Here is a 25,366-nt window from a genome sequence, read left to right as displayed (position 1 = left end):
GTAATATTTTATAAATATGATTACTATAAAAGTAAACCAAAAAGAACATCAAATTTTAGAAACCTTAACATTACAACAGTTCGTTGAATATTTAAATATTCAAACGAATGGAATTGCTATTGCTATAAATAGTAGTGTGGTTAAAAAAACTGATTGGTCTTTAAAGTTACTTCAACATAATGATGATATTTTAATTATAAAATCAACTCAAGGAGGATAAAACTCAGGTTGATTTTTATTTAAAAAAGTAAAAGAAAAACTAAATTATCAAATGAAGAACAAAGACACTGCACCAAAACAAGAAGGAATTACTAGAAGTCCATTTCCTAATTCACAGAAAATTTATGTAAGCGGAAAAATTCACCCGCAAATTAAAGTAGCAATGCGTGAAATTTCGTTAAGTGATACGGTTGATTCTATGACCAAAAAGAAAACGCCAAACGAACCAGTAACTGTATATGATACTTCAGGACCATATACTGATCCTGCTAAAAAAATTGACGTACACGCAGGAATTGAAAGAATTCGTGAATCTTGGATTAAAGACCGTGGAGATGTTGAGCAGTTGACTAAGTTTTCTTCAAAATACTGTAACGAACGTTTAAATGATGCTAGTTTAGATCATATGCGTTTTAAGTTATTAAAAAATCCTTTACGTGCTAAAAAAGGGCAGAATGTAACACAATTACATTACGCTAAAAAAGGAATCATTACGCCAGAAATGGAATATATCGCTATTCGTGAAAATCAACGAATAGATGAAATGACCGAAATTAGAAAACAACATAAAGGTGAACATTTTGGTGCTAATATTCCAGAGAAAATTACGCCAGAATTTGTAAGATCAGAAGTAGCAAGAGGTCGTGCAATTATTCCATCAAACATAAATCATCCAGAAGCAGAACCTATGATTTTAGGTAGAAACTTCTTAGTAAAAATAAATGCAAATATTGGTAATTCTGCCGTAACATCTTCTATTGAAGAAGAAGTAGAAAAAGCAGTTTGGGCTTGTCGTTGGGGAGCAGATAATATTATGGATTTATCTACAGGAGAAAATATTCATGAAACTCGTGAGTGGATTATCCGTAACTCACCAGTACCAGTAGGAACAGTGCCAATTTATCAAGCATTAGAAAAAGTAAACGGTGTTGCTGAAGATTTAACATGGGAGATTTTCCGTGATACTTTAATAGAACAAGCTGAACAAGGAGTTGATTATTTTACGATTCACGCAGGAGTTTTATTGCGTTACGTACCAATGACAGCAAAACGTGTTACAGGAATCGTTTCTCGTGGAGGTTCTATTATGGCAAAATGGTGTTTAGCACATCATAAAGAAAGCTTTTTATACACACATTTCGAAGATATTTGTGAAATATTAAAACAGTACGATGTTGCTTTTTCTTTAGGTGATGGATTACGCCCAGGTTCGGTAGCTGATGCCAATGATGAAGCACAATTTGCTGAATTAGAAACTTTAGGAGAGTTAACTCAAATAGCTCGTAAGCACGAAGTTCAGTGTTTTATTGAAGGACCAGGTCACGTGCCAATGCACATGATTAAAGAAAATATGGAGAAGCAAATTGAACTTTGCGATGAAGCTCCTTTTTACACTTTAGGACCTTTAACAACAGATATTGCACCTGGTTACGACCATATTACTTCAGGAATTGGAGCAGCTATGATTGGTTGGTACGGATGCGCAATGTTATGTTATGTAACTCCAAAAGAACATTTAGGATTACCAAATAAAGAAGACGTAAGAGTAGGAGTAATTACTTATAAATTAGCGGCTCATGCTGCCGATTTAGCAAAAGGACATCCAGGTTCTCAGCACAGAGATAATGCTTTAAGTATGGCTCGTTTTGAATTCCGTTGGGAAGATCAATTTAATTTAGGATTAGATCCTGAGCGTGCTCGTGAATATCATGATGAAACTTTACCTGCTGCCGGAGCTAAAGTAGCACACTTTTGTTCTATGTGTGGTCCAAAATTCTGTTCAATGAAAATTTCACAAGAAGTTCGTGATTTTGCTGCCGTTAACGACATTGTCGATAATGAAGTAATCGCCAAAGGAATGGAAGAGAAATCAAAAGAATTTATAGAAAAAGGATCAGAAGTATATTTATAAAATAAAAGTAAGAAGAAGAGGAAGAAAAAAAGAAGAAGAGGGAGGTTCCTACGCCTTGAAAAAAGGCGTAGTCGGGCTTTCCGTTATATCTTTTTTATTTTGAAAAAAAATAAAAAAGGATGCCACTGCAATCCCTAACCCAAAAAAAGCCCCCCGTAACGTCCCCCGTTATTATTAAAAAGTAGAGTGTAAGTAATTTGCCGTTCCAAGAATAAATTACTTTATTTTTACCGAAATAAGTATCCCTAAAATTAAATGAATATGATAGTCCTTATATCCCCAGAAAAAGATGTAAAAAATGAAGTGCAAATATTACATCAATTATTTGAAGCGGGTTTGGAGTATTATCATTTAAGAAAACCATTTAAAAATTACGAAGCGCATGTTTCCTATTTAAATGAGGTATCAGAAAAATACCATAATCGAATAGTAATACATTATTTTCATAAACTAGTCAATGAATATTCTTTAAAAGGAATTCATTTTCAAGAACAAAAAAGGCGTGATGCGTTAGAAAATGGTAGTCGTTATTTTATAGGTTTACAAATGTTAGGTAAAACAATGAGTAGTTCTTTTAATGAGCCTGAAGAGTTATCAGCTTGTGATATCGAATTTGATTACCATTTATTAAGTCCCGTTTTTTCATCTATCTCAAAAAAAGGATACGAAGGAAGAAATTTTGATGTCAATAATATTCATAAAACAATTGTAGGTATGGGCGGAATTACAACTAAAACCATAGCGCCAACCATTGAATTAGGTTTTCAAGGAATTGGTGTTTTAGGTGGTGTTTGGAATTCTGAAAATCCTGTAGAAAGTTTTAAAAACATCCAAAAAGAGTTTGATTCATTACAATAAAGCGTTAAAATTTGAAAACACAAAATTACATACTCACCATTGCAGGGCTTGACCCGTCAAGTGGTGCGGGCATTACTTCAGATATTAAAACCTTTGAAGCACATGGTTTACATGGATTGTCGGTGTGTACCGCTGTGACCGTTCAAAATGATATCGCTTTTAAAAATTGTATTTGGATTGAAGAACAAATAATACTCAATCAAATTGAAACATTATTTGAACGTTTTGAAATTGCTGTTGTAAAAATAGGAATTATTCAATCTTGGGAAGTTTTATTAACTGTTGTTTTAGCTTTAAAAAGTGAAAATCCGAATATAAAAATTATTTTAGATCCTGTTTTGAAAGCAAGTGCAGGATTCGATTTTCATAGCACACAAAATTTAAAGGTATTTGAAACAGTATTGCAAAATTGTTATTTTGTAACACCAAATTATGATGAGATAAAAGCCTTATTTCCTGTTAAAAATATTGAGGAAACAATTGATTTTATTTCAGAAAAAACAAATATCTATTTAAAAGGAGGACATAGAGCAGATAAAAAAGGTTGGGATGAGATTTATTATAGTAAAATAGTAAAACTAAATATTCCGCCCATAACAACTGTTGTTTCTGAAAAACACGGAAGCGGTTGTGTTTTGTCATCCGCTTTAGCGGCTAATTTAGCGTTAAAATTTTCTTTAGAAGATGCTTGTAAAAACACGAAATGGTATACCGAACAATTTTTAAATTCAAACAAATCGTTACTAGGAACGCATAATTATAAATAAGATGATAAGTAAATTACAGTACATAACACAGGGGAAAACAGCACAAGATCATTTAGATCATATTCAAACAGCTTGTGCTTCAGGAGCAGAATGGGTACAGTTACGATTAAAAGGTTTTGATCCTAAAACAATTTTAGAAACCGCAAAGAAAGCCAGAGAATTAACGGCTCATTATCAAACAAGATTAATTATAAACGATTACTACAGAGTTGCCAAAGAAGTAAATGCAGATGGTGTTCATTTAGGTAAAAAAGATGATTGTCCGTTAAAAGTACGTGCTTATTTGGGTAAATTTTATGCCATTGGAGGAACTGCAAACACATTAGAAGAATGTAAAGTTCTATTAGATAAAAAAGTAGATTATATCGGTTTAGGTCCTTTTCGTTTTACTGAAACTAAAAAGAATTTAAGCCCTGTTTTAGGAACATCAGGATATAAAAAACTAATAGAAGAGCTACAAACAGAAACACCAATAATTGCTATTGGAGGCATTACTTTAGATGATGTTGCAGAAATTGTACAAACAGGTATTTATGGAGTTGCTGTATCAGGAGCTATTACCAAAGATTTTACAAGTATTCCTGTTTTTCATAAAATTTTAAGTTCACCTAGCACACAAGAACAAGTGTACAAGATGGATGACAAGTAGTTTTTTAAAAACAAAAAATGAACGATATATTAAAAATAGCAGATAAAGAATTTACATCTCGATTATTTACGGGTACAGGGAAATTTAGTTCATCAAAATTAATGAAAGAAGCATTATTAGTTTCTGAAAGTGAATTGATAACCGTTGCTTTAAAAAGAGTAGACGTTCAAGATAAAGAGGATGATATTTTAACACATTTAATACATCCTCATATTAGTTTGTTGCCAAATACATCAGGTGTTCGAACGGCAAAAGAAGCAGTTTTTGCAGCAGAATTATCAAGAGAAGCATTAGAAACAAATTGGGTTAAATTAGAAATTCATCCCGATCCTAGGTATTTATTACCCGATGCTATTGAAACATTAAAAGCATCCGAAGAATTGGTTAAAAAAGGTTTTGTAGTGATGCCTTATATTCATGCTGATCCTGTTTTATGTAAGCGTTTAGAAGATGTTGGAACACAATGTGTAATGCCATTAGGCGCACCAATAGGAAGTAATAAAGGCTTAAAAACACAAGATTTTTTAGAAATTATTATAGAACAATCAAACGTTCCTGTAATTGTTGATGCTGGTATTGGAGCACCATCGCATGCAGCATATGCAATGGAATTAGGAGCTGATGCAGTTTTAGTAAATACAGCAATTGCTGTATCTCAAAATCCTGTGGCAATGGCAAAAGCATTCAAAATGGCTGTTGAAGCTGGAAGAATGGCATATGAAGCAAAACTAGCACCTGTTCAAAAACAAGCAGTTGCAAGTAGTCCGTTAACTAGTTTTTTAAATTAAAATATGAGTAATTTTAAAGAACTTTTTGATACGTATAATTGGGATGATAACTTAAAAAGTATTTTTGATAAAACAACTGTTGAAGTAGAATATGCTTTATCAAAAGATAAATTAGATTTAGAAGATTTTAAAGCATTAATATCTCCTGCTGCACGTCCGTATATTGAGCAAATGGCTCAAAAAAGTAGCTTGCTTACTAAAAAACGCTTTGGTAATACCATACAAATGTATGCGCCAATGTATTTGAGTAATGAGTGTCAGAATATTTGTACGTATTGCGGATTTAGTATGACCAATAAAATACCTAGACGTACTTTATTAGATGCTGAAATTTTAAAAGAGGTTGCTTTTTTAAAAGATAAAGGATACGATCATATTTTGTTAGTTACAGGTGAAGCAAATAAAACAGTTGGTGTAGATTATATTAAAAATGCGATTCAGTTAATTCGTTCTCAATTTTCAAATATTACTATCGAGGTTCAGCCTTTGGATCAAGAAGAGTATGAATCGTTAATTGAAGCAGGATTATATGCTGTGTTGGTTTATCAAGAAACATATCACAGAGAGGAGTATAAGAAACATCATCCGAAGGGAAAAAAATCTAATTTTGATTACCGTTTAGATACGCCTGATAGATTAGGAAAAGCAGGAATTCATAAAATAGGATTAGGTGCTTTATTCGGATTAGAAGATTGGCGTGCTGATAGTTTTTTTACAGCATTACATTTAAAATATCTACAAAAAACATATTGGAAAACAAAGTATTCTATTTCGTTTCCGAGGTTACGACCGCATTCTGGTGGATTAGAACCAAAAGTTGAAATGACAGATAGTGATTTGGTGCAATTAATTTGTGCTTTTCGTTTGCTAGACGAAGATATTGAGCTATCAATGTCAACAAGAGAAAGTGAGGTTTTTAGAAATAATATTGTAAATTTAGGCGCTACTTCTATTAGTGCAGAATCAAAAACAAATCCAGGTGGTTATACGGTTGAACCTCAATCGTTAGAGCAGTTTGAGATTTCTGATGAAAGAAGCACCGAAGAAGTAGTGAAAATGTTAAAAGAACAAGGTTTAGAAGTGGTTTGGAAAGACTGGGAACAGTTTGAATCAATATAAAAAAAATGAACTTAACAGAAGAAGAAAAAAAACAATATAACCGCCACCTTATTTTAGAGAAAATAGGTTCAGTAGGGCAGTTAAAATTAAAAAAGGCTAAAGTTTTAGTAATAGGTGCTGGCGGATTAGGCTGTCCTGTATTACAATATTTAACAGCAGCAGGTGTTGGTACAATTGGTATTATTGATGATGATGTGGTAGATCAAAGTAATTTACAACGTCAAATTTTATATACAATTGATGATATTGGAGTTTCAAAAGCAGAAACTGCAGCAAAACGATTATCAAAGTTAAATCCGTTTGTAAAATTTAACGTATATAAAGAACAATTAACACGATTAAATGCTATTTCATTATTTGAAGAATATGATGTTATTGTTGATGGAAGTGATAATTTTTCAACTCGTTATTTAACAAATGATGCTTCGGTAATTACAAAAAAACCATTGGTATATGGAGCGATTTTTAAGTTTGAAGGACAAGTAAGTGTATTTAATTATCAAGGAAGCGGAACATACAGATGTTTATATCCTACGCCACCAAAACCAGATGAATCACCAAATTGTTCGCAAATAGGTGTTTTAGGTGTTTTACCAGGAATTATAGGTAGTTTACAAGCTAATGAAACTATTAAAATAATTTGTGAAATAGGTGATGTTTTAGCTAATAAACTATTGATGTATGACTCATTAACAATGCGTCAAATGGTTTTAGATTTTGAAAAAACATCAGAAGCATCAGTTACAAAATTAGAAGAAAATTATGATTTTTTCTGTGGGATTATTGAAGCTGAAAACGAAATAACAATAGAAGAATTACAAGGTGATTTATTAAAATATAATCTATTAGATGTTCGTGAAGATTGGGAAAGAGAACAACATCATATTGGTGGTCAGCATATTCGTTTAGTAGAATTACCAGACCGATTAAATGAAATTGATACAACGAAACCTGTAATTGTATATTGTAAATCGGGTATTAGAAGTAAAAGAGCTATTTCTTTTTTAGAAGATTCATTAAAAGAAGCAATTTTAATAAATCTTAAAAATGGTTTAAATTAAAAAAACACGTATTTACTTCTTATTTTAAAAGTAAATACGTGTTAAAAACAATAAATAGGCGAGTATCTTCTAAAATATTGATATATTTAAAGTCTTAAAAAAAATCTAAGCCTTGAAATTAATCAAACAAAAGAAATTATATTTTTTAGACGAAAAATCAGACAAAGTTTATGAAGTTGACTTATGTGAAAGTCAAGATTTATTTATAGTAAACTTTAGATATGGTAGAAGAGGCGCAAGTTTAAGAGAAGGAACAAAAACTGTTTTTCCTGTATCTTATGAAGAAGCCGAGAAAATCTTCAATAAATTAGTCGGAAGTAAAGAAAAAAAAGGATATTCAGAAGAAGCTAAAGAACTTGAAAATCCGAAGAAAGAAGAAAATACTACTAGGAAAGATACTATTTTAAAGTATTTAAATCAAGCTTTAAAAGGAACTTATACCCGAAATTGGAAAGTATCTAGAATTATAAATAGAGTTGGTGCTTTAAAAATAAAAGAAGCAATACCATTAATAGCTCAATTTATTCATTCATCAGATGAGTTTGAACAATATAATGCGCTTTCTGTTTTAATCGATTTTAATGAATCAGATTATATTGAAGATGCAATTAAGGTTTTCAAAAAAGATACTTTTAATACAATTGGAGGTAGAATTTCTGCCGCTTATATTTTAAAGTATGGAAATGCTACAAATATAAAAATAGTACAAAACGAAGTTGCAAAGCATATTACAAAATCTGAAATAGATTCTTTAGCAACACAGTTTTTAGGAGAAGGAAGTAAAAACCCGATGTTGTTATTTTATGCTTATATTCATTCCTATAATAATGACTTGGAGAGAGCTAATTTATTTAAAATAATAGCCAAAATTCCTTTAAAAGTAAACACTTTTAAATCTGTACGCTATATTTATAGAACAGCTTATACAACAAATGATACGCAGTTTTTTGCATTAGTATCTAAACGAATCGCTATTAGTAATCCAAGTTATACGTCTGATTATCCATATACAGATGATAGCTATAATTGGGTAGAAGCATCCGTAGAAAAGAAAAAACAGAATCCAAGAATTGCTTTTTCAGGGAAAACTAAAAACTATTTTAACGGAGCAACGTATCGAAAAATATATGATTTAAGTATTGATAATCAAGAAGCGTATATCGACTGTGTCAAAGAGATATTATGTTCTTTAAATGATAAAGAAGATAGAGCTCCTGAAAATATAACTAGTGAATGGTTTTATAACGAGTCTAAAGGAAAGTATGAAGTAGAAAATCGTAAGTATCCTAAATATCATCAGTTTTTAGCTTTGATGTATGTTTTATATGGAAATTCAACAAGGTTTAAATGTATAGGTAATAAATGGTTTTATATAGATGAACTTACTGATAATACTATAAGAGAAGAAATTTTACCGACTGTTTGGAATCAAGAACCAGCAGAAGTATTGTCTATTCTTGCTAATGCAAAAAGTACTATTGCTGTTGATTTTTCGTTAAAAATTATAAAAGCTAATCCACATTTTTTAGAAAATATATCCGAAGAAATATTAGCAAAATTAATACGACACTATCATCCGAAGGTATTAGATTTAATAGCTGAGGTTTTAGAACAAAAATATGCAACAACACAAGCTTCAGAAGAAATTTTATTGATTTTATTAGCTTCAAAAAATAAAAAAGCTGTTGAATTAGGGATAAAATGGTTGGATAAATATGAAGCTTCGTATTTATCAAGTACTTCTTTACTAACAAAATTATTACTTACTGATGAGGTTTTAGTTATTGGTTATTTAATCAATTTATATAAAAATGATGTAGCTTATAATACGCCAATATTTATAGATGATTTAATAACATTGTTCGAAGAACCTTCTAAATATACTTCTGAATTTTTAATAGCAGTTAATTATTTAATCGGAAATACATTTTTTGGGGAATTATTAAGTGCTACATCTGCTCAATATATTATTAGTTTATCGGCTTCAAGTTCTGTAACAAATCAGTTATTTGCAATTAATTTAGCAAAACATAATACTACATCTGTTTACGAACTTTTTAAAGATACTTATAAAGAATATATTACTTCAGATGAAGCGGTTTTAAGAACTGCAGGTATTGAACTTTTAGCGTATTTTCCTGATGAATTTTTATTAGAAAATAAACAAGATATTATTCGTTTTTGTTTTTCAGAACATTGAAGCCGTTAGAAAAGCAATACAACCAACAATTCGTAAATTAATTCATTTAGATGAAGAATTTAAAGAATATTTACGTAAAAAATTATTAGCTTCTTTAACAGAAGATGAAACTTATGAGGGTTTACATCAAAATTGTTTTAATATTTTAGTACAATTTTATGGAACTCAAAAAGAGCCTGTATCTGAAGAAGAAATAATAGCGTTAATTTTATCAAAACATGAATTTGCACAGAAGTTAGGAACGCCACTTTTTGAAAGAAGAGTAGACATGAATAACTTAAAAATGTCTGAATTAGTACGTTTAGCACATAGTGATGTATTTTTTGTAAGAACACAATTACATGATTATTTCAAAAATAATGTAGCCAGAGTAAATTACGAATTAGAAGAAGCATTGCCTATTTTTAATACGAATTGGCAAGATGTTATCGATTGGGCAGATGCTTATTTTAGAACATCGATTGATACGAAAAATTGGACTGTTGCATTATTATTATATGTATGCGACCATGTAAAAGATCAAGTACAATTGTTAGGTAGAAGTTTAATTACAACGCATTTTTCAGAAGAAAAAGGATTGCCGTTACTTATCAATTTACAGGAACATCCAACAAAAAATATGCAGTTTTTTGTGACTAATTATTTAGAAGGATACGCTTCGGATAATATTAAAGTTATCTTACAATTAGAAGATTATTTTAAAACAACCTTATTTTATATAAATACTAACAGAGCTACAAAAACAAGAGTGTATTATTTTTTAGAAAATCAATCGAAAAAATATAAAGAAATAGCTGTAATGACGGTACGAGTTTTAACAGCCATTTTAGATACAAAAACTGCGATTGATAAAGATAAAATTATCGATATTTTAATCACTATTTCTGAAATACATACAGATGTAGAAGTGCCATTATTAATTAAATAAGAGTAAGAAAAAGAATGAAGTTTAATTTTAAATATAGTGGCAATAGTACAGTTAATAACGGAATTGCATCTACAGGCGTAAGTTTTGCACCAGATGTATTAAGAGAACCTACGTATTTTGTAGGAAGCTTAGATAAAAAAATTCCTTTTAGAGAAGCTATTTCAGCCTTACATCATGTAGTAATTGCCGATTTTAATTTTCAACCTAAAGATAATACAGAATATTTAGCTTGGTTAAAAGGTCAGGAAGAAGTATGGATTGCAGATGCAACAGCAGAATTATCTGGATTAAAAGAAGATGTTAGAGAAGTTCAAGAAAAATTAAAAAAATTACGCTCAAAAAGAGAAGAAATTACAAAACCTTTTTATGATGCGCAACGAAAATATTTTAATTATTTATATAAACGAGATTATGCTGCTTGGTTTGTTTTAGATCCTGTTATTACAGTACATCCAGACCAAATATTTTTTGAGTGTTTTAGTCAAGATGAATCTGTTTATGGGAAATTATCTTGTGGTTACGATGTGTTTAAAAACATAAATGAGTTTAAATGCGGAACAACTAACATTGATTATTCTAAGGCTTTGTATAATGAGTTTCAAAAAATAAGAACTTATAAAGAAACCGAATTTAAAGTAGATCCAAAAGGTTTTGATGTAAAAACAACAGGGGAAGATACTTATAGAGAAGTAAAAATTGATTTACCAGATAGTTGGGTTCGTGGTTTTTTACAAGTAAGTAGTGCCATGACAAGTGATAAAGTATCTTTTGATTTGCATCCTGTGGATATTGCTAATTTTATAGCAGTATTAAAAAGGCACAAAGAGAAGAAAGGACCAAGGGCGATAAAATATATCTTAAAACCTGGTAAACCTATTATTGCTGTTTTTGAACCTTGGAATATTGAAGTAACTTGTTTACAATCGATATATGAGGGCGATGAAGAAAAGGAAATAAGAGTTTGGGGTAGAAGAAGAATAACGCTTTTAGAACGATTATTACCAGTTACTACTAAATTTACAGTTCATTTATTGGGTAGCGGTATGCCATCTTTTTACATTGCTCATTTGGCAAATGATATGTATTTTACATTAGGATTATCTGGATGGACAGCCAATGATTGGACACAGACAACTAATTTGGATTTGCTTTCGCCAAGAGGACAAGTTCCTGCAACAACGATGCAAACTATTTATTTGGCATTGCGAAAAGATTGGTTAAATACTCCGAGTAATTTGGCTAATGATTTAGGATTGGATAAAACAATTGTAACGCAATCGTTACAAACTTTTACGCAAGCAGGAAAAGTAGTGTACGATTTAAAGAATAATGTATATCGAATTCGGGAATTAAAAAAAGATGGAATCGATTTAGATAGCTTACGATTTTCTAATGAAATTGATAAAAAAGCCTATGAATTGATGGAGTCAGGAGCTGTTGAAAACTTAAAAACAACTATTGATGGCAATAATATAACGATAAATGCGACAGTAAGTAATAATTATAAGACAAGTGTACTTATTAATAATGATCTTCAAATTGTTGATGCTAAGTGTGTTTGCAGTTATTATCATCAAAATAAAATGACAAAAGGACCTTGTGAACATATTTTAGCCACAAGAATCGCTTTTGATAAAAAAAATTAATATATTTAAACTTTGGTAGTAATAAGATAACAACCTTGCAATTTGATTGGTGTATCGCCAATCTAGCTTACAGACACCGAACGCGTCACTGACTCGAACTTAACTTGTGAAATAGGTACTATAGTGCCATTTCCGGTTAAACTTCTTCGAAGTGAAATAGCACTATAGTACCTATTTCACTGGAGTTGTTCAATTCAGTCTTTAGAATTGTACGAAGGGAAAAAAATATACATCTTATTGCTACCTCTTTTTTGTTTTATGGATAATTCAGCTACGAGAAAACAAGAGATTTACGACAAAATTAAAGAATCATCAAAACATGAATTTATTCTTTCAGAAATGAAACGATTAGGTTTTTGGGGAGATGACAAAGTAAATTTCGAAAAAGTAAACGCCTTTTTAAAAGAAGAAAATGCCCTATCGGGTGATTTATCAAAACTTGTAAAAAAGGAAAGATTAATAAAAGATACAGATGCTTTTATCGCAAATAAACACAAAGAGCGAAAGAAGTTATCAAAAGAAAAACAAAAAGAAACTAAGCTTAAAAGAGAGCAAATCCGTAAGGAAAAAGCCGAAAAATGGCAGCAAACTAAAAAAGAAGATATTACTTATTTAGGTGCTGGTTATTCTCATCAGTTAAACGACACTCAAATAGATGAAGTAAGACTGAAAGAAGCTGGTTTACCAATTTATCATTCGGTAAAAGACTTAGCCGAGGCTATGAAAATAACGGTAAATGAGCTTCGATTTTTAGCTTTTTCAAGAAAAAACTCACAAATTGAACACTACAAACGTTTTAAAGTTGCTAAAAAATCAGGAGGATATCGTTTAATTTCTGCTCCAATGCCTCGATTGAAAAGAGCACAACACTTTATTCTAGAAAATATTTTAAATAAAGTAATTGTTTATGATAAGGCACATGGTTGTGTAAAAGAAAAATCAATTATTAGTAATGCACAGCCTCACGTAGATAAAGCGGTTGTTATTAATCAAGATTTGAAAAACTTTTTTCCTTCGGTTACTTATAAAAGAATAAAGGGAGTTTTTAAATCATTAGGATATTCAGAACAATTAGCGGTTGTTTTTGCATTGTTGTGTTCAGAATCTAAAATTTTAGATATTTCTTTATTAGGAGAAAATTATTTTTCACAAAGAGGAGAACGTTTTTTACCACAAGGTTCGCCTTGTAGTCCTGCGATAACTAATATTTTGTGTCGTAAAATGGATTATCGATTAGATGGTTTGGCTATTAAATATGGTTTTGCTTATTCTCGATATGTAGATGATACTACTTTTTCGGGAAATCAAGCACAATTTAAACACATTACAGCGATATTAAAATATTCTAAAAAAATTATATCCGAAGAAAACTTTAATTTACATCCTGATAAGCTTAAAATAATGAAGCGAAATCAACGACAGGAAGTAACTGGTATTGTGGTAAATGAAAAATTGAATATCAATAAAAAATCATTAAAACGTTTTAGAGCGTTGTTATATCAAATTGAAAAAGAAGGTATAGCAGGTAAAACATGGAACGGTGGACTTAATGTTTTAGCCGAAATTGATGGATATGCAAATTATATTTATCAAGTAGATAAAGAAAAAGGTGTTAAATATAAAAGTCAAGTAGGTGATATTCTGAAAGCGCATTCTTATAAAGAAAGTCATCAAGAAAAATATGTTCAACAGGTTGGAAATATTGAAAAAATAACTTCTAAAACAGAAAATACAGAAGATTTTGGATTGTTAAAAAAGATAAGTTCTTTCTTTAAAAAGTAAAGATTAAAATTTTATCAAAAAAAGCGTTTCTTTTTTAGTTATAAAAAGAAACGCTTTTCAATAAATGATGTAAATTATGGATTTGTTGACCATAAAGAAGCGCCTTTAAGCATTGCTCTTCTAGGTAAAGTTAAACCAGCAACAATTAATTCCGCAAAATCATCAGGTTGTAAAACTTTTTCAGGATTTCCGTCTGTAATTCCTAATTCTAAAGACATATCCGAAGCAATTGTACTAGGAGTAAGTGTACAAACTCGAATATTGTTTTTACGAACTTCTTTCATTAATGATTCCGACATTCCGATTACAGCAAATTTAGATGCAGAATAGGCTGAGGTAGTTGCGTTTCCGCTTAAACCAGCCGTTGAAGCAATGTTAATAATATCACCTTCATTTTTTTCGATTAAATACGGTAAAACCTCTTTGGTAACATAATACATTCCCATTAAATTGGTTTGTATAATTTGTGTCCAATCTGAAACTTTCATTTCGTTAAAAGTACCAAAAGCAGCAATACCTGCATTGTTAACTAAAATATCAACTGTACCAAAGGTGTTAATAATATCTTTTATACCTTTTTGAACTTCATCATAATTACCAACATCAAAAATAGCATAGGTAGCATCAACGCCGTATGATTTTAATTCGGTAACGGTTTCTTGTAATCGTTTTTCGTTTCTACCAGTAATAGCGACGTGTATTCCTTTTTGAGCAAAAGCAATAGCTGTTGCTTTTCCTAAACCTCTACTACCACCTGTAATAATTGCTTTTTTATTTGTTAAATCTTCCATTTTTATAAACTGTTTGTACGGATAAAGGTATTGTTTTTCATCTTTTTTAAGCTAGTTTTGAACGTGATAAAATTGTTAAATAAATAACTTATTTTGGTTTTATAGTAAGCATTTCGTTACCGTTTTTTTGAAATTCATAGGTTACTTTTTCAATTTTAATTAAATAATCTTTTTCAAAATATTTAATGACATGATTTAGTATTTCTGATTTTTCAGCATTTAAATTAAGTATCGGAAATATTCGGACTTACTTACATAATCGCAACATTTCGTTTAACGATTGTATATGAAAATCGACACCAAGGTTTGGATATAATAAAAGAAAATGTGAGCTTAATCCTAAATTAAATGTTTGTTTTTCAAAGTTTAATTTATTAGGTAAAGCGTGGTTAATATATCTGCCTTCTATTTTTCCTTTTTCATAATCCTTTAAAAAATTAGTCATTGAATTGATTCTTAAATGTTCTAATTCATCAGGGTTTTTAATGTTTTTCCAAGTAAAATTATCAGTGTTATTTCTAACTTGTTTCATCACTTGGTTTTTTACGACTTCAAAACGTTCTTTAAGTTTTGCTCCTGAAAATTGATATATTAAATCAACTGAAATACACTTTTTATTAGCATTATTTAATTCAGAATTAAAACTTGCAGGTCCATCTCCAAAGCTAATTATATTTTTATCTAAATCAGTATCAGATAAATTGAACATCTCTTTATATTCTTTTAAATTTCGTCACCAAGGAACTACTGAGTCTAATTCAAATGCCATTTTTCTTGTGGTTTTAAGTAATTTTTTAGATAAGTAATTTACATAAAAAACCAAAAAACTCACCAAATAGGTGAGTTTTTATATGAAAAAATAATTTGTGATTATTTAGTTGCTATTTTGTCTATCGTTATACGGTCTTCACGATTTGCAACTTCCCAAGCAGTATGAAAAACTAAACGAGTTCTGTTTTCTAACAGTTCGTAGTTAATTTTATCTGCAGTATCTGTTGGTTTATGATAATCTTCATGAGTTCCGTTAAAATAGAAAATAACAGGAATATTATGTTTTGCAAAGTTATAATGATCTGAACGATAGTAAAAACGATTCGGATCATTTTCATCGTTATATTTATAATCTAAAGCGATATTTGTATATTTTTTATTCATAGCTTCAGATATATTATGTAATTCTGTACTTAATTTATCTGCTCCAATTAAATATACATAATTTGGTTTTCCTTTATGAAGCTCGTCAACTCTACCAATCATATCAATATTTAAATCGGTAACGGTATTTTTTAACGGAAAAATAGGGTTTTCAGTATAATATTTCGAACCTAATAAACCTTTTTCTTCTCCTGTTACATGTAAAAATAATACAGAACGTTTAGGACCTTTACCAGCATCTGCTGCTTTTTTAAAGGCTTCTGCAATTTCTAATATTGCTACCGTACCAGAACCATCATCATCAGCACCGTTATAAATTTCTCCATCCTTGATACCTTCATGATCTAAATGTGCAGAAATAACTATAATTTCATCAGGTTTTTCAGAACCTTTAATAAAGGCAAGTACATTTTCAGAATCTTTTAAAGTTAAACCTCTACGATTGTTACTTAAATAAACACTTGGTACTTTTTGAAAATATTCAGAACCACCTAAAGGCGATTGAATACCTTGAGCGATATAAAAATCTTTTAAATAATTAACTGCTTTCTTTTGACCAGGTTCACCAGTATTTCGTCCTTCAAATTCATCTGAAGCATAGATAAATAAATGTTTTCCTAAATCTTTAGCTGTAATTGTTTTTGCAAACTTTTCAGCATAATCTACATTTTGTTCTGTATCAATATTTACAGTTTCCTTCGTCGTTCCACAAGCTATAAATGCAATTGCACTAGCTACATAAAGTATCTTCTTCATCAATAAATAAAGGGTTTTTAGGGTTTAATTGGTATCCAAAAATAAGAAATAGTTACTGAATTTCAAATTTAATTTTTTTGATGACGAATTGTTCTAGTGTTTTGTTAAAAATAATAAGTTCTTTTGGAAATAAAGTTTCAAAAGCATTTTGATGAATTAGCTCTTTAACTGTTCCGTTATAAAGTTGATTTTCAGATAATAAAATAAATTCATCGGCAAGTTGAATAGCCAGATTTACTTCGTGTGTAGAAATAATAATTGTTTTACCCGTTTTTTTAACTAACTGTTTTAATAAAGAAAACACTTTAAAAGTATGATGAATATCTAAATGCGCAGTTGGTTCGTCTAAAATAATAATTTCAGTATCCTGAGCCAATGCCCGAGCAATAAGTACACGTTGTAATTGCCCATCGCTTAACTCGTAAAAACGTTTATCTTTTAAATGTCCGATATCCGTTTGTTCAATAGCCCAAAGAATTTTTTTAATATCTTTTTCTGATAATTTATCAATCCAATTTGTGTAAGGTTGGCGACCTAAGGCGATTAATTCAAAAACCGTTAATTGACTTTGTGGCAAGCGTTCGGTTAATACCAAACTTAATGTGGTTGCTAATTCTTGATACGAATATTCTGTACTGTTTTTTTGATTAATTTTAATAGTTCCGCTTAACGGCTCTTGTACTTTAGAAAGTGTACGTAATAAAGTTGATTTACCAATTCCGTTTTTTCCTAAAAGTGCGACAAATTTTCCTTTTTGAATAGATAAATTAATATCCGAAGCAATAACAGTTTGTTGTTTTTTTGATTGATATCCTATAGAAAGATTTTCAATTTTAAGGACAGTATTTATTTTAGAGTTTTCCAAATTTACACGTATATTTTCTTTTTTCGTACTAATAACCAAATTACAACAGGCGCACCAAATAAAGAGGTTATCGCATTAATTGGTAAAGTAAATTCAATGGTAGGTAATTGTGCAATGGCATCGCAAATTAATAAAGCGATAGCACCAATAATAGCACATGCGGGTAATAAAATTTTATGATTAGAGGTTGTAAAAATCATTTTAGCAATATGAGGTATCGCAATTCCGATAAAGGCAATAGGTCCTGAAAATGCTGTAATTACTCCCGTTAGTAAACTTGTGATTAACAAAATAATATTCCGACTTCTTTTGATATTTATTCCTAAACTTTTTGCATAATTTTCGCCTAATAAAAAACTATTTAAAGGTTTTATAACGCTAAAAGTACCGATAATTCCGATAGAATAGATACTTCCAAAAACAGCGATTTCGCTCCAAGATAAATTTCCTAAACTACCAAAACTCCAAAATAAGTATTGTTGAATTTGTGCTGCTTCGCTAAAATATGCTAACACGCTAATTATTGCCGAAGTTAACGAACCAAACATTAATCCGATAACTAAAATAGACATCGTATTTCTGACTTTATTAGCAGCTATAATTACTGCGGATAAAACCAAAAAAGAACCAAGACTTGCTCCGATAGCCATTGCCCAATTAGAAACCGTTATAGCAACTAAAGCTCCACCAAATAAACCAGAGCCTAAAATAAGTAAGGCTACACCCAAACTTGCACCAGAAGAAATTCCTAATACAAAAGGACCTGCTAGCGGGTTTCGAAACAAAGTTTGCATTAATAATCCGCAAATAGCTAAGCCAGAGCCTACCATAATAGCGGTTATTGCTTTTGGTAATCGGAAATTTAAAATAATGGTTTGCCAACTATCTTTAGAGGCAACATCACCTGTTAATGACTTAAAAATATCTTCAAAAGGAATTGATACCGAACCTAAACTTATATTTATAAAGAAAAAAAGAACTAGTAAAACAAATAGAAAAATAAAGTGATTGGTGTATTTTTTTGAAGCATTCAATTAGTCGATTGATTTTAAAAATTCAACTAACTTTTGTATCGCTAATCCACGGTGACTAATTAAATTTTTTTCTTCGGATGTCATTTGTGCAAACGATTTATTATATCCTTCAGGTTGAAAAATAGGATCGTATCCAAAGCCTTTTTTTCCTTGTTTTTCGGTTAAAATATCACCTTTACAAATACCATCAAATAAAAATTGTTTTCCGTTTAAATTTAAGCAAATAGAAGTTCTAAATTGAGCTTTTCTGTTTTCATTTCCATTTAATTCAGTTAACAATTTTTTCACGTTGTTTTCAGAATTACTAGGTTCTCCCGCATAACGAGCCGAGTAAACACCTGGTTGGTTATTTAAGCTTTCAACTTCTAGCCCTGTATCATCAGCAAAACAATTCAATTGAAATTTTTCGGTAATATGATTTGCTTTTATTTTAGCATTTCCTTCTAAAGTAGTTGCTGTTTCTTCAATATCATCAAAACAATTAATATCTTTTAAAGAAAGTAGCTCAATACTATTTGGAAGTATTTTTTGAACTTCTGCTAATTTATTTAAGTTATTTGTGGCAAAAACAAGTTTCATTTGTCATTATTTTTTGTGATAACAAATGTATCATTTTTTATCATCTTTGTAATTACTATTTTCCTTTTTATCAAAAGGATAAAATCCTGTATGTATTGTTAATAAAGGAAATTTGTGTGTGTATTCCTTTTATAATAACTAAAAAAAATATCAAAAAAAACGAAATATAGTAGTATCTATATTTCGTTTTTTGATAAGAGTAATAAAAGAAATTTATCCTTTTAACTTATTTAACTCTAGTTGTTTTGTATCTATTTCAGCTTGTATTTTATTTAAACGTTCTTCAATTTTAATAATAATAGCTTCTTTACGAGTAATACTTTCTTTAGATGTTGTAGGGTCTAATTTTGCGTTTTCTAATTTGGTTTTCATTCTTGCTAAACCTTCTTTACCGCTACTTAAAATTTCTTGATTAATACTGATATCATCTTCATAATCGCTAATTAAAGTACTTTTTTCTTTAACTATAGATTTTTCTTCAGCTTTAATTTCGTTTTCTATTTGTTTTAATTTTTCAGCTTCTAAATGTAATAGCTCTTGTTCTTTTAAATAAGCAATTTCTTTAGCTTTACGTATTTCTTCTAGTTTTCTATGTGCGTTTTCTAATTCTTGTTTACGTAAAGCTAATTCACTTAATGTATTATCTGTATTTTGAATAGGTTTAGTAATTGTAGTCTTTTTAACCTTTTTTTCAATTTTATTATCTTCTTTACTCTTTTTTCTTGCTAATTTTCTTTTAATTGAAACTAACTCTCTTTTTTGATTTTCAATTTGAGAATTAAGTTTTGTTAGTTTTAATTGTATATTATCAACAATTTTTTCTTTTCTTGTAATTGATTCTTTAGTAGCTTTTTTACTTTCTTTAAAGTTGTCTAAATTTGCTTTTACACGTTTTAAAGCTTTAATACCGCTCATTAAAACTTCTTCGTTAGCACTAATTTTATTTTTTTGAATCTTTATTTGTTTTTTTAAAGTTTTAATTTCGTTTTGAGCAGGTGCTTGCTGTATAATAAATGTCAAAAAAACAGTTGTTAATATAAATTTTAAGGTATTCATAATGAGGTTTTTATTGTGTTGAATTCTTGTTTTTTGGGGGCAACAAAAATACAATTTTAAAATTGTAAAAACATTTGAAGAATGTTAAAATATATATAATTAATAAGTGTTCTTCACCCTAGGAGAAAAAGAGACTAAAGTGTTGATAAATATAATATTACAATTTACTCATGATGATAAGGTTCATTACGTAAAATAGTAAATCCTCTATAAATTTGTTCAACAATAAATAGGCGTATCATTTGGTGAGAAAAAGTCATTTTTGATAAGGATATTTTTCCATTAGCTTTCTTGTAAACGGCATCAGAAAAACCATAAGGACCTCCAATAACTAATACTAATTGTTTAATACCTGAATTCATTTTTTTTTGTAAATACTTAGAAAACTCAATAGATGTAAAGTCTTTTCCTTTATCATCTAATAAAACTAATTGGTCGGTAGGTTGTAATTTGGCTAAAATAAGTTCGCCTTCTTTTTCCTTTTGTTGTGCTTCACTAAGGTTTTTTACATTTTTAATATCAGGAATAATTTCTAACTCAAATTTTATATAATGTTTTAATCTATTTTGATATTCTTCTATTAAGTTAATAAGGTTTTTATTATCCGTTTTACCTATGGTAAGTAGTTTTATTTTCATCTTAAAATATTTGAAAACACAAAAATATATTAAATAATACAAGCAGTTCTCGTAATTTTTAAATATATTTAGGTGGGATAAAGTGTTTCTAACTAAATATTTGACTATGAAAAAGATAAAAAATGCACTGTGTTTTTTTGTGATAATTACAATTATTTCTTGTTCTGAAAACAATATTGAAGAAATACATGTTAAAGAATTAACAGAATTGGAAGAAGTAGAAAAATTATATGATAGTTGGATAAATGGAGCTGAAAATTATGATTTAGAAGATATTGTAGCACAGGAAAAAAATAAGGTACAAAATAAGTTTTTTAATACTCAGGTAATTGAACAACAAACAGGCAAAGGAATTTATGTACATTATATGCCTTGGTTTGAATCTGAAGAAACAGATGGTGTTTGGGGACAACATTGGACAATGACAAATAAAAATCCTAATTTAACTGATTCAGACGGTAAAAGAGAAATCGCCTCACATTATTATCCGTTAATAGGTCCGTATTCTACAAATGATAAAGACTTACAACAATATCATTTATTATTAATCAAATTATCAGGTGTAGATGGTGTTATTTTTGATTGGTATGGTAAAAGAGATGTGTTAGATTTTGAAAGTATAAAACAAAATACAGAAAGCTTTATAGGTGAGTTAGAAAAAACTACTTTAAGTTTTGCGATAATGTATGAAGATAGAGTAATTAGAGAGCAATCAAGAAGATTAACTGATGTACAACTTAATCAAGCTCAAGAGGATATTAAATATATTGAGCAAAAATATATGTTTAATAATAATTATATTCATATAAATAGAGCACCTTTGTTAATGGTTTTTGGACCTAGTTATATAAATGATTCTTATGATTGGAATTTAATATTTAATTCTCTAGAAAATAATGTAAATGCATTAACATTATGGGGAGCTAGTAATATATTAGGAGAAGGTAATTCTTCTGGTGAATATGCTTGGATTGATAAAGAACATCTTCAAACATTATCAGGCTATTATAATAATGTAATTGATTATAGCCAAAATATTGTAGGAGGTATTTCGTATCCTCGATTTAATGATTTTTATGTTGAGGGTGGATGGAAGTCTCCTTTAGAAGATAGTTGGACGTTAACAGATAATGGGTTAGAAACTTTTAGAGAGTCTTTTGATGAATCATTAAAGCATCCTATAGACTTTATTCAAATTGCTACTTGGAATGATTTTGGAGAAGGGACTCAAATAGAACCAACTCTTGAATTTGGATTTCAACATTTAGAATTATTACAAGAATACACAGAAACTACTTTTTTAAAAGAAGATTTACGAGTTCCATATTATATTTATAAATTAAGAAAAAAACATCCAAATAATAAAATGGTTCAGTTTTTAATGGATATAGCCTATCGTAATGCTATGAATAATAATATTTCAAAGGCTAAACGATTAGTTGCTTTAACAATATTTTATTTCGGACATGATTTTTAATGTTGTGTTATTTAATTATTGATGAAAACACTATTTTTACATCAGAATAAATAGAAATCATGATATCAAAAGAACAATTTAACAAAGAACTAGACCTAATAATTACAAATGCTATTAGAGAAGATATTGGAGATGGTGACCATACTTCATTATCTTGTATTCCTTCGGATGCTATTGGTAAAGCAAAATTATTAGTAAAAGATGAAGGAGTTATTGCTGGAGTTGAATTTGCTAAAATGGTTTTTAACTATGTTGATGCCAATATGCAAGTAGAAACCTTTATAAATGATGGTGATGAGGTAAAGTATGGAGATATCGTTTTTTATGTAACAGGTAAATCTCAATCTATATTAATGGCTGAACGTGTAGTTTTAAATGCAATGCAACGTATGAGTGCAATAGCTACAAAAACTAAGTTTTTTGCTAACTTATTAGGAGGGACAAAAACAAAAGTATTAGATACTCGTAAAACTACTCCAGGTATTAGAGCTATTGAAAAATGGGCAGTTAAAATTGGTGGAGGAGAAAATCACAGATTTGCTTTGTATGATATGGTAATGATTAAAGATAATCATATCGATTTTGCTGGTGGAATTACACAAGCAATTACAAAAACTAAAAAGTACTTAGAAGATAAAAAACTTGATATCAAAATTATAGTAGAAGCACGTAGTTTAGAAGAAATCAAAGAGATTTTATCAAACGAAGGTGTTTACAGAATTTTAATAGATAATTTTAATTATGAAGATACTCGTAAGGCTGTAGCTTTAATAGGTGATAATTGCTTAACAGAATCATCAGGAGGAATTACAGATGAAACAATTCGTAAGTATGCAGAGTGTGGTGTAGATTATATTTCATCAGGAGCTTTAACACATTCAGTTTATAATTTAGATTTAAGTTTAAAAGCAGTAGATTAATTTAATTTCTAGTAACGTGAAAAAACATATAATTGTAGCAACAACATTAGCATTAGCAATATCTTGTACTACAAACGAAACTAAAAATACTAAAAAAGAAATTAAGATAGAAAATACAACGCTTATGGCAAATAATCCTTTAATGTTTAAGAGTACGTTAGATTATGGTACGCCAGATTTTTTGAAAATTAAAAATGAGCATTTTATGCCCGCTATTTTAGAAGGTATGAAATTGCAAAATGAAGCAATTCAAGCAATAATAAATACTAAAGAAATTCCTACGTTTAAAAATACTATTTTATCATTAGAAGAAAGTAGTAAAACATTAGACAATGTTACAGCTGTTTTTTATGCATTAACAGAAGCAAATACAAATGATACTATCAAAAGTATTCAAAAAGAATTAGCTCCAAAGTTTTCTAAACATAACGATGAGATTTTATTAAACACGCAATTGTTTGCTAAAATTAAAATAGTATATGAAGGTTTAGAAACTGCTAATTTAGATGCTGAAAGTAATCATTTAGTAAAAGAGTATTATAAGAATTTTGTAAAAGCAGGAGCTAATTTATCCGAAGATAAAAAAGTAGCGTTAAAAGAGATAAATTCTGAAATAGCTACATTATCTAACGATTTTGGTAAAAAGCTATTAGATGCAAGTAAAAAAGGTGGTGTTGTTGTTACTGATGCTACAAAACTAAAAGGATTTTCTGAGGATAAAATAACATCCTTAGAAAAAGACGGTACATATGAAATTCAATTAATAAATACTACGCAACAACCTTCTTTACAATCTTTAGAAAATAGAGAAATTCGTAAGGAGTTATATGAGAAATCTATTCATAGGTCAGATACAGGAATGTATGATACAAGTGAGTTAGTACAAAAAATGGTTTCTTTAAGAGCTAAAAAAGCTCAGGTTTTAGGTTTTGATAATTATGCAAGCTGGAGTTTACAAGGTACTATGGCAGGAACACCTGCTAAAGTTTTTGAAATGTTTGAAGGTTTAATTCCTGAATCATTAAAAAAAGTAGCTTCAGAAACAAAAGAGATTCAAGCTGAAATGAATAAAGAGGTTAAAGATGTAGCTTTAGCCGCTTGTGATTGGAATCATTATGCAGAAAAAGTGCGTAAATCAAAATATAATTTAAATGAAGATGAGGTAAAACCGTATTTTGAATTAACAAACGTATTAGAGAAAGGAGTGTTTTATGCTGCTACAAAATTATACGGAATCACTTTTAAAAAACGTACAGATTTACCAGTTTATCATGAAGATGTAGTTGTTTACGAAGTTTTTGAAGAAGATGGAAGCAAGTTAGGTTTATTTTATGGTGATTTCTTTGCCAGAGATAGTAAGCGTGGCGGTGCTTGGATGAGTGCTTTTGTAAAACAATCTAAGTTACGTAATCAAAAACCTGTAATTTATAATGTATGTAATTCACCAAAACCTGCCAAAGGAGAACCTGCTTTAATTAGTTTTGATGAGGTTGAAACAATGTTTCACTTAATTTGGACACGCATTACACGGATTATTTGGAAATCAAAAATATGCTTCTATTTCAGGAACAAGTACTTCTAGAGATTTTGTAGAATTTCCATCTCAATTTAACGAAAACTGGTCAACACATCCAGCCATTTTAAATAATTATGCGGTGCATTATAAAACAGGAAAAGTAATTCCTGCTGAGTTATTGAAAAAAATTAAAGATGCTGGAACTTTTAATCAAGGATATTCTATGATTGAAAATTTAGCATCGTCTAGTTTAGATATGAAGTGGCATACAGTTTCTGTTGATAATAATATTGAAGATGTAGCTAAGTTTGAAGAAGAAGCTTTAAAGCAAATGAAATTAAAAATTGCTGAGGTACCACCAAGATATCGTTCTACTTATTTTGCGCATATTTTTAGTGGAGGATACGGAGCAGGATATTATTCGTATTTATGGACAGAAATGTTAAGTCATGATGCGTATGCTTGGTTTAAAGACAATGGATTGTTAACACGTGAAAACGGACAAAAATTCCGTGAGCAAGTTTTATCAAAAGGAAATACAATGGATTATGCAAAAATGTATAAAGATTTTGCAGGAAGAAATCCTGAAGCTACACCAATGTTAAAAGCAAGAGGTTTAAAATAATTTTAATTTATATAAAGATGCTGTG

The 25,366-nt window shown here is 29.5% G+C and carries 22 protein-coding genes and 1 pseudogene; 15 read left to right on the top strand and 8 right to left on the bottom strand.

Features of this window, described 5'->3' with window-relative positions; translation table 11 throughout:
- The first annotated feature begins 16 nt into the window (after positions 1-16).
- The 12 genes from thiS to PG913_RS09020 all read left to right on the top strand — a co-directional run bounded on the left by thiS (position 17) and on the right by PG913_RS09020 (position 13,929).
- Positions 17-220 (top strand): sulfur carrier protein ThiS, encoded by a 204-nt coding sequence (thiS, locus tag PG913_RS09075; RefSeq protein WP_271230438.1) that lies wholly within the window; start codon positions 17-19, stop codon positions 218-220.
- A 51-nt stretch (positions 221-271) separates the two neighbouring features.
- Positions 272-2,131 carry a phosphomethylpyrimidine synthase ThiC gene (thiC, locus tag PG913_RS09070; RefSeq protein WP_271230437.1) on the top strand — a complete coding sequence of 620 codons (1,860 nt, stop codon included), beginning with the start codon at positions 272-274 and terminating at the stop codon, positions 2,129-2,131.
- Positions 2,132-2,392: 261 nt separating this feature from the next.
- On the top strand, positions 2,393-2,989 hold the full coding sequence (locus PG913_RS09065) for a thiamine phosphate synthase (RefSeq protein ID WP_271230436.1): 597 nt from the start codon (positions 2,393-2,395) through the stop codon (positions 2,987-2,989).
- Between the two features lie 11 nt (positions 2,990-3,000).
- Positions 3,001-3,756, top strand: a complete 756-nt coding sequence (locus PG913_RS09060; protein WP_271230435.1) for a hydroxymethylpyrimidine/phosphomethylpyrimidine kinase — start codon at positions 3,001-3,003, stop codon at positions 3,754-3,756.
- A 1-nt stretch (position 3,757) separates the two neighbouring features.
- Complete coding sequence (gene thiE / locus PG913_RS09055) at positions 3,758-4,405, top strand: thiamine phosphate synthase (RefSeq protein ID WP_271230434.1); 648 nt, start codon at positions 3,758-3,760, stop codon at positions 4,403-4,405.
- Between the two features lie 17 nt (positions 4,406-4,422).
- Complete coding sequence (locus PG913_RS09050; protein ID WP_262908569.1) at positions 4,423-5,193, top strand: thiazole synthase; 771 nt, start codon at positions 4,423-4,425, stop codon at positions 5,191-5,193.
- 3 nt (positions 5,194-5,196) lie between these two features.
- Positions 5,197-6,312, top strand: a complete 1,116-nt coding sequence (thiH, locus tag PG913_RS09045; protein ID WP_271230433.1) for a 2-iminoacetate synthase ThiH — start codon at positions 5,197-5,199, stop codon at positions 6,310-6,312.
- Between the two features lie 5 nt (positions 6,313-6,317).
- The gene (gene moeB / locus PG913_RS09040) at positions 6,318-7,373 is read left to right on the top strand and encodes a HesA/MoeB/ThiF family protein (protein ID WP_271230432.1); all 1,056 of its coding nucleotides are present in this window, start codon (positions 6,318-6,320) and stop codon (positions 7,371-7,373) included.
- Positions 7,374-7,485: 112 nt separating this feature from the next.
- Complete coding sequence (locus PG913_RS09035) at positions 7,486-9,573, top strand: WGR domain-containing protein (protein ID WP_271230431.1); 2,088 nt, start codon at positions 7,486-7,488, stop codon at positions 9,571-9,573.
- Between the two features lie 268 nt (positions 9,574-9,841).
- Positions 9,842-10,501: a hypothetical protein gene (locus tag PG913_RS09030; RefSeq protein WP_271230430.1), complete on the top strand. Its 660-nt coding sequence runs from the start codon at positions 9,842-9,844 to the stop codon at positions 10,499-10,501.
- 14 nt (positions 10,502-10,515) lie between these two features.
- Positions 10,516-12,147 carry an SWIM zinc finger family protein gene (locus PG913_RS09025; protein WP_271230429.1) on the top strand — a complete coding sequence of 544 codons (1,632 nt, stop codon included), beginning with the start codon at positions 10,516-10,518 and terminating at the stop codon, positions 12,145-12,147.
- Between the two features lie 258 nt (positions 12,148-12,405).
- Positions 12,406-13,929, top strand: a complete 1,524-nt coding sequence (locus tag PG913_RS09020) for a reverse transcriptase family protein (protein WP_271230428.1) — start codon at positions 12,406-12,408, stop codon at positions 13,927-13,929.
- A 74-nt stretch (positions 13,930-14,003) separates the two neighbouring features.
- On the opposite strand, the gene PG913_RS09015 is transcribed toward PG913_RS09020, so the two are convergent.
- The 8 genes from PG913_RS09015 to rlmH form a co-directional block, all read right to left on the bottom strand.
- Entirely contained in the window at positions 14,004-14,720 is a 717-nt protein-coding gene (locus PG913_RS09015; protein WP_271230427.1) for a 3-ketoacyl-ACP reductase, read from the bottom strand.
- Between the two features lie 247 nt (positions 14,721-14,967).
- Complete coding sequence (locus tag PG913_RS09010; protein ID WP_271230426.1) at positions 14,968-15,429, bottom strand: hypothetical protein; 462 nt, start codon at positions 15,427-15,429, stop codon at positions 14,968-14,970.
- A gap of 161 nt (positions 15,430-15,590) precedes the next feature.
- The gene (locus PG913_RS09005) at positions 15,591-16,631 is read right to left on the bottom strand and encodes a M28 family metallopeptidase (RefSeq protein ID WP_271230425.1); all 1,041 of its coding nucleotides are present in this window, start codon (positions 16,629-16,631) and stop codon (positions 15,591-15,593) included.
- Between the two features lie 52 nt (positions 16,632-16,683).
- A complete protein-coding gene (locus PG913_RS09000) occupies positions 16,684-17,496 on the bottom strand; it encodes an ABC transporter ATP-binding protein (RefSeq protein ID WP_271230424.1) in 813 nt (270 codons plus the stop codon).
- A 2-nt stretch (positions 17,497-17,498) separates the two neighbouring features.
- Positions 17,499-18,530, bottom strand: a complete 1,032-nt coding sequence (locus tag PG913_RS08995; RefSeq protein WP_271230423.1) for a FecCD family ABC transporter permease — start codon at positions 18,528-18,530, stop codon at positions 17,499-17,501.
- Positions 18,531-19,109, bottom strand: coding sequence for a non-canonical purine NTP diphosphatase (locus tag PG913_RS08990; protein ID WP_271230422.1), 579 nt, complete (start codon positions 19,107-19,109; stop codon positions 18,531-18,533).
- Positions 19,110-19,322: 213 nt separating this feature from the next.
- Positions 19,323-20,129 (bottom strand): coiled-coil domain-containing protein, encoded by an 807-nt coding sequence (locus PG913_RS08985; RefSeq protein ID WP_271230421.1) that lies wholly within the window; start codon positions 20,127-20,129, stop codon positions 19,323-19,325.
- Positions 20,130-20,329: 200 nt separating this feature from the next.
- On the bottom strand, positions 20,330-20,803 hold the full coding sequence (rlmH, locus tag PG913_RS08980; RefSeq protein WP_271230420.1) for a 23S rRNA (pseudouridine(1915)-N(3))-methyltransferase RlmH: 474 nt from the start codon (positions 20,801-20,803) through the stop codon (positions 20,330-20,332).
- Between the two features lie 106 nt (positions 20,804-20,909).
- Between rlmH and PG913_RS08975 the strand changes: the two genes are divergently transcribed.
- The 3 genes and pseudogenes from PG913_RS08975 to PG913_RS08965 all read left to right on the top strand — a co-directional run bounded on the left by PG913_RS08975 (position 20,910) and on the right by PG913_RS08965 (position 25,341).
- Positions 20,910-22,280, top strand: a complete 1,371-nt coding sequence (locus tag PG913_RS08975; RefSeq protein WP_271230419.1) for a glycoside hydrolase family 71/99-like protein — start codon at positions 20,910-20,912, stop codon at positions 22,278-22,280.
- Between the two features lie 59 nt (positions 22,281-22,339).
- Positions 22,340-23,200 (top strand): carboxylating nicotinate-nucleotide diphosphorylase, encoded by an 861-nt coding sequence (gene nadC / locus PG913_RS08970; protein WP_271230418.1) that lies wholly within the window; start codon positions 22,340-22,342, stop codon positions 23,198-23,200.
- Positions 23,201-23,216: 16 nt separating this feature from the next.
- Positions 23,217-25,341, top strand: a pseudogene (locus PG913_RS08965) (M3 family metallopeptidase).
- Positions 25,342-25,366 lie beyond the last annotated feature (25 nt).

Origin of the sequence: Tenacibaculum pacificus, assembly GCF_027941775.1 — a bacterium.
In the GTDB taxonomy this organism is placed as follows: Bacteria; Bacteroidota; Bacteroidia; order Flavobacteriales; family Flavobacteriaceae; genus Polaribacter; species Polaribacter pacificus_A.
Note: the sequence above shows the minus strand (reverse complement) of the source record. Positions and strands in the feature narration are given on the sequence as shown.

Excerpts from the sequence above, each read along its gene's own strand:
- PG913_RS08990 (WP_271230422.1), bottom strand. The coding sequence starts at position 19,109 with ATGAAACTTGTTTTTGCCACAAATAACTTAAATAAATTAGCAGAAGTT.
- PG913_RS09025 (WP_271230429.1), top strand. The coding sequence starts at position 10,516 with ATGAAGTTTAATTTTAAATATAGTGGCAATAGTACAGTTAATAACGGA.
- thiH (WP_271230433.1), top strand. The coding sequence starts at position 5,197 with ATGAGTAATTTTAAAGAACTTTTTGATACGTATAATTGGGATGATAAC.
- PG913_RS09065 (WP_271230436.1), top strand. The coding sequence starts at position 2,393 with ATGATAGTCCTTATATCCCCAGAAAAAGATGTAAAAAATGAAGTGCAA.
- PG913_RS09030 (WP_271230430.1), top strand. The coding sequence starts at position 9,842 with ATGAATAACTTAAAAATGTCTGAATTAGTACGTTTAGCACATAGTGAT.
- thiC (WP_271230437.1), top strand. The coding sequence starts at position 272 with ATGAAGAACAAAGACACTGCACCAAAACAAGAAGGAATTACTAGAAGT.
- PG913_RS09020 (WP_271230428.1), top strand. The coding sequence starts at position 12,406 with ATGGATAATTCAGCTACGAGAAAACAAGAGATTTACGACAAAATTAAA.
- PG913_RS09050 (WP_262908569.1), top strand. The coding sequence starts at position 4,423 with ATGAACGATATATTAAAAATAGCAGATAAAGAATTTACATCTCGATTA.
- PG913_RS08975 (WP_271230419.1), top strand. The coding sequence starts at position 20,910 with ATGAAAAAGATAAAAAATGCACTGTGTTTTTTTGTGATAATTACAATT.
- PG913_RS09015 (WP_271230427.1), bottom strand. The coding sequence starts at position 14,720 with ATGGAAGATTTAACAAATAAAAAAGCAATTATTACAGGTGGTAGTAGA.
- PG913_RS09010 (WP_271230426.1), bottom strand. The coding sequence starts at position 15,429 with ATGTTCAATTTATCTGATACTGATTTAGATAAAAATATAATTAGCTTT.
- thiE (WP_271230434.1), top strand. The coding sequence starts at position 3,758 with ATGATAAGTAAATTACAGTACATAACACAGGGGAAAACAGCACAAGAT.
- PG913_RS09005 (WP_271230425.1), bottom strand. The coding sequence starts at position 16,631 with ATGAAGAAGATACTTTATGTAGCTAGTGCAATTGCATTTATAGCTTGT.
- nadC (WP_271230418.1), top strand. The coding sequence starts at position 22,340 with ATGATATCAAAAGAACAATTTAACAAAGAACTAGACCTAATAATTACA.
- rlmH (WP_271230420.1), bottom strand. The coding sequence starts at position 20,803 with ATGAAAATAAAACTACTTACCATAGGTAAAACGGATAATAAAAACCTT.
- moeB (WP_271230432.1), top strand. The coding sequence starts at position 6,318 with ATGAACTTAACAGAAGAAGAAAAAAAACAATATAACCGCCACCTTATT.
- thiS (WP_271230438.1), top strand. The coding sequence starts at position 17 with ATGATTACTATAAAAGTAAACCAAAAAGAACATCAAATTTTAGAAACC.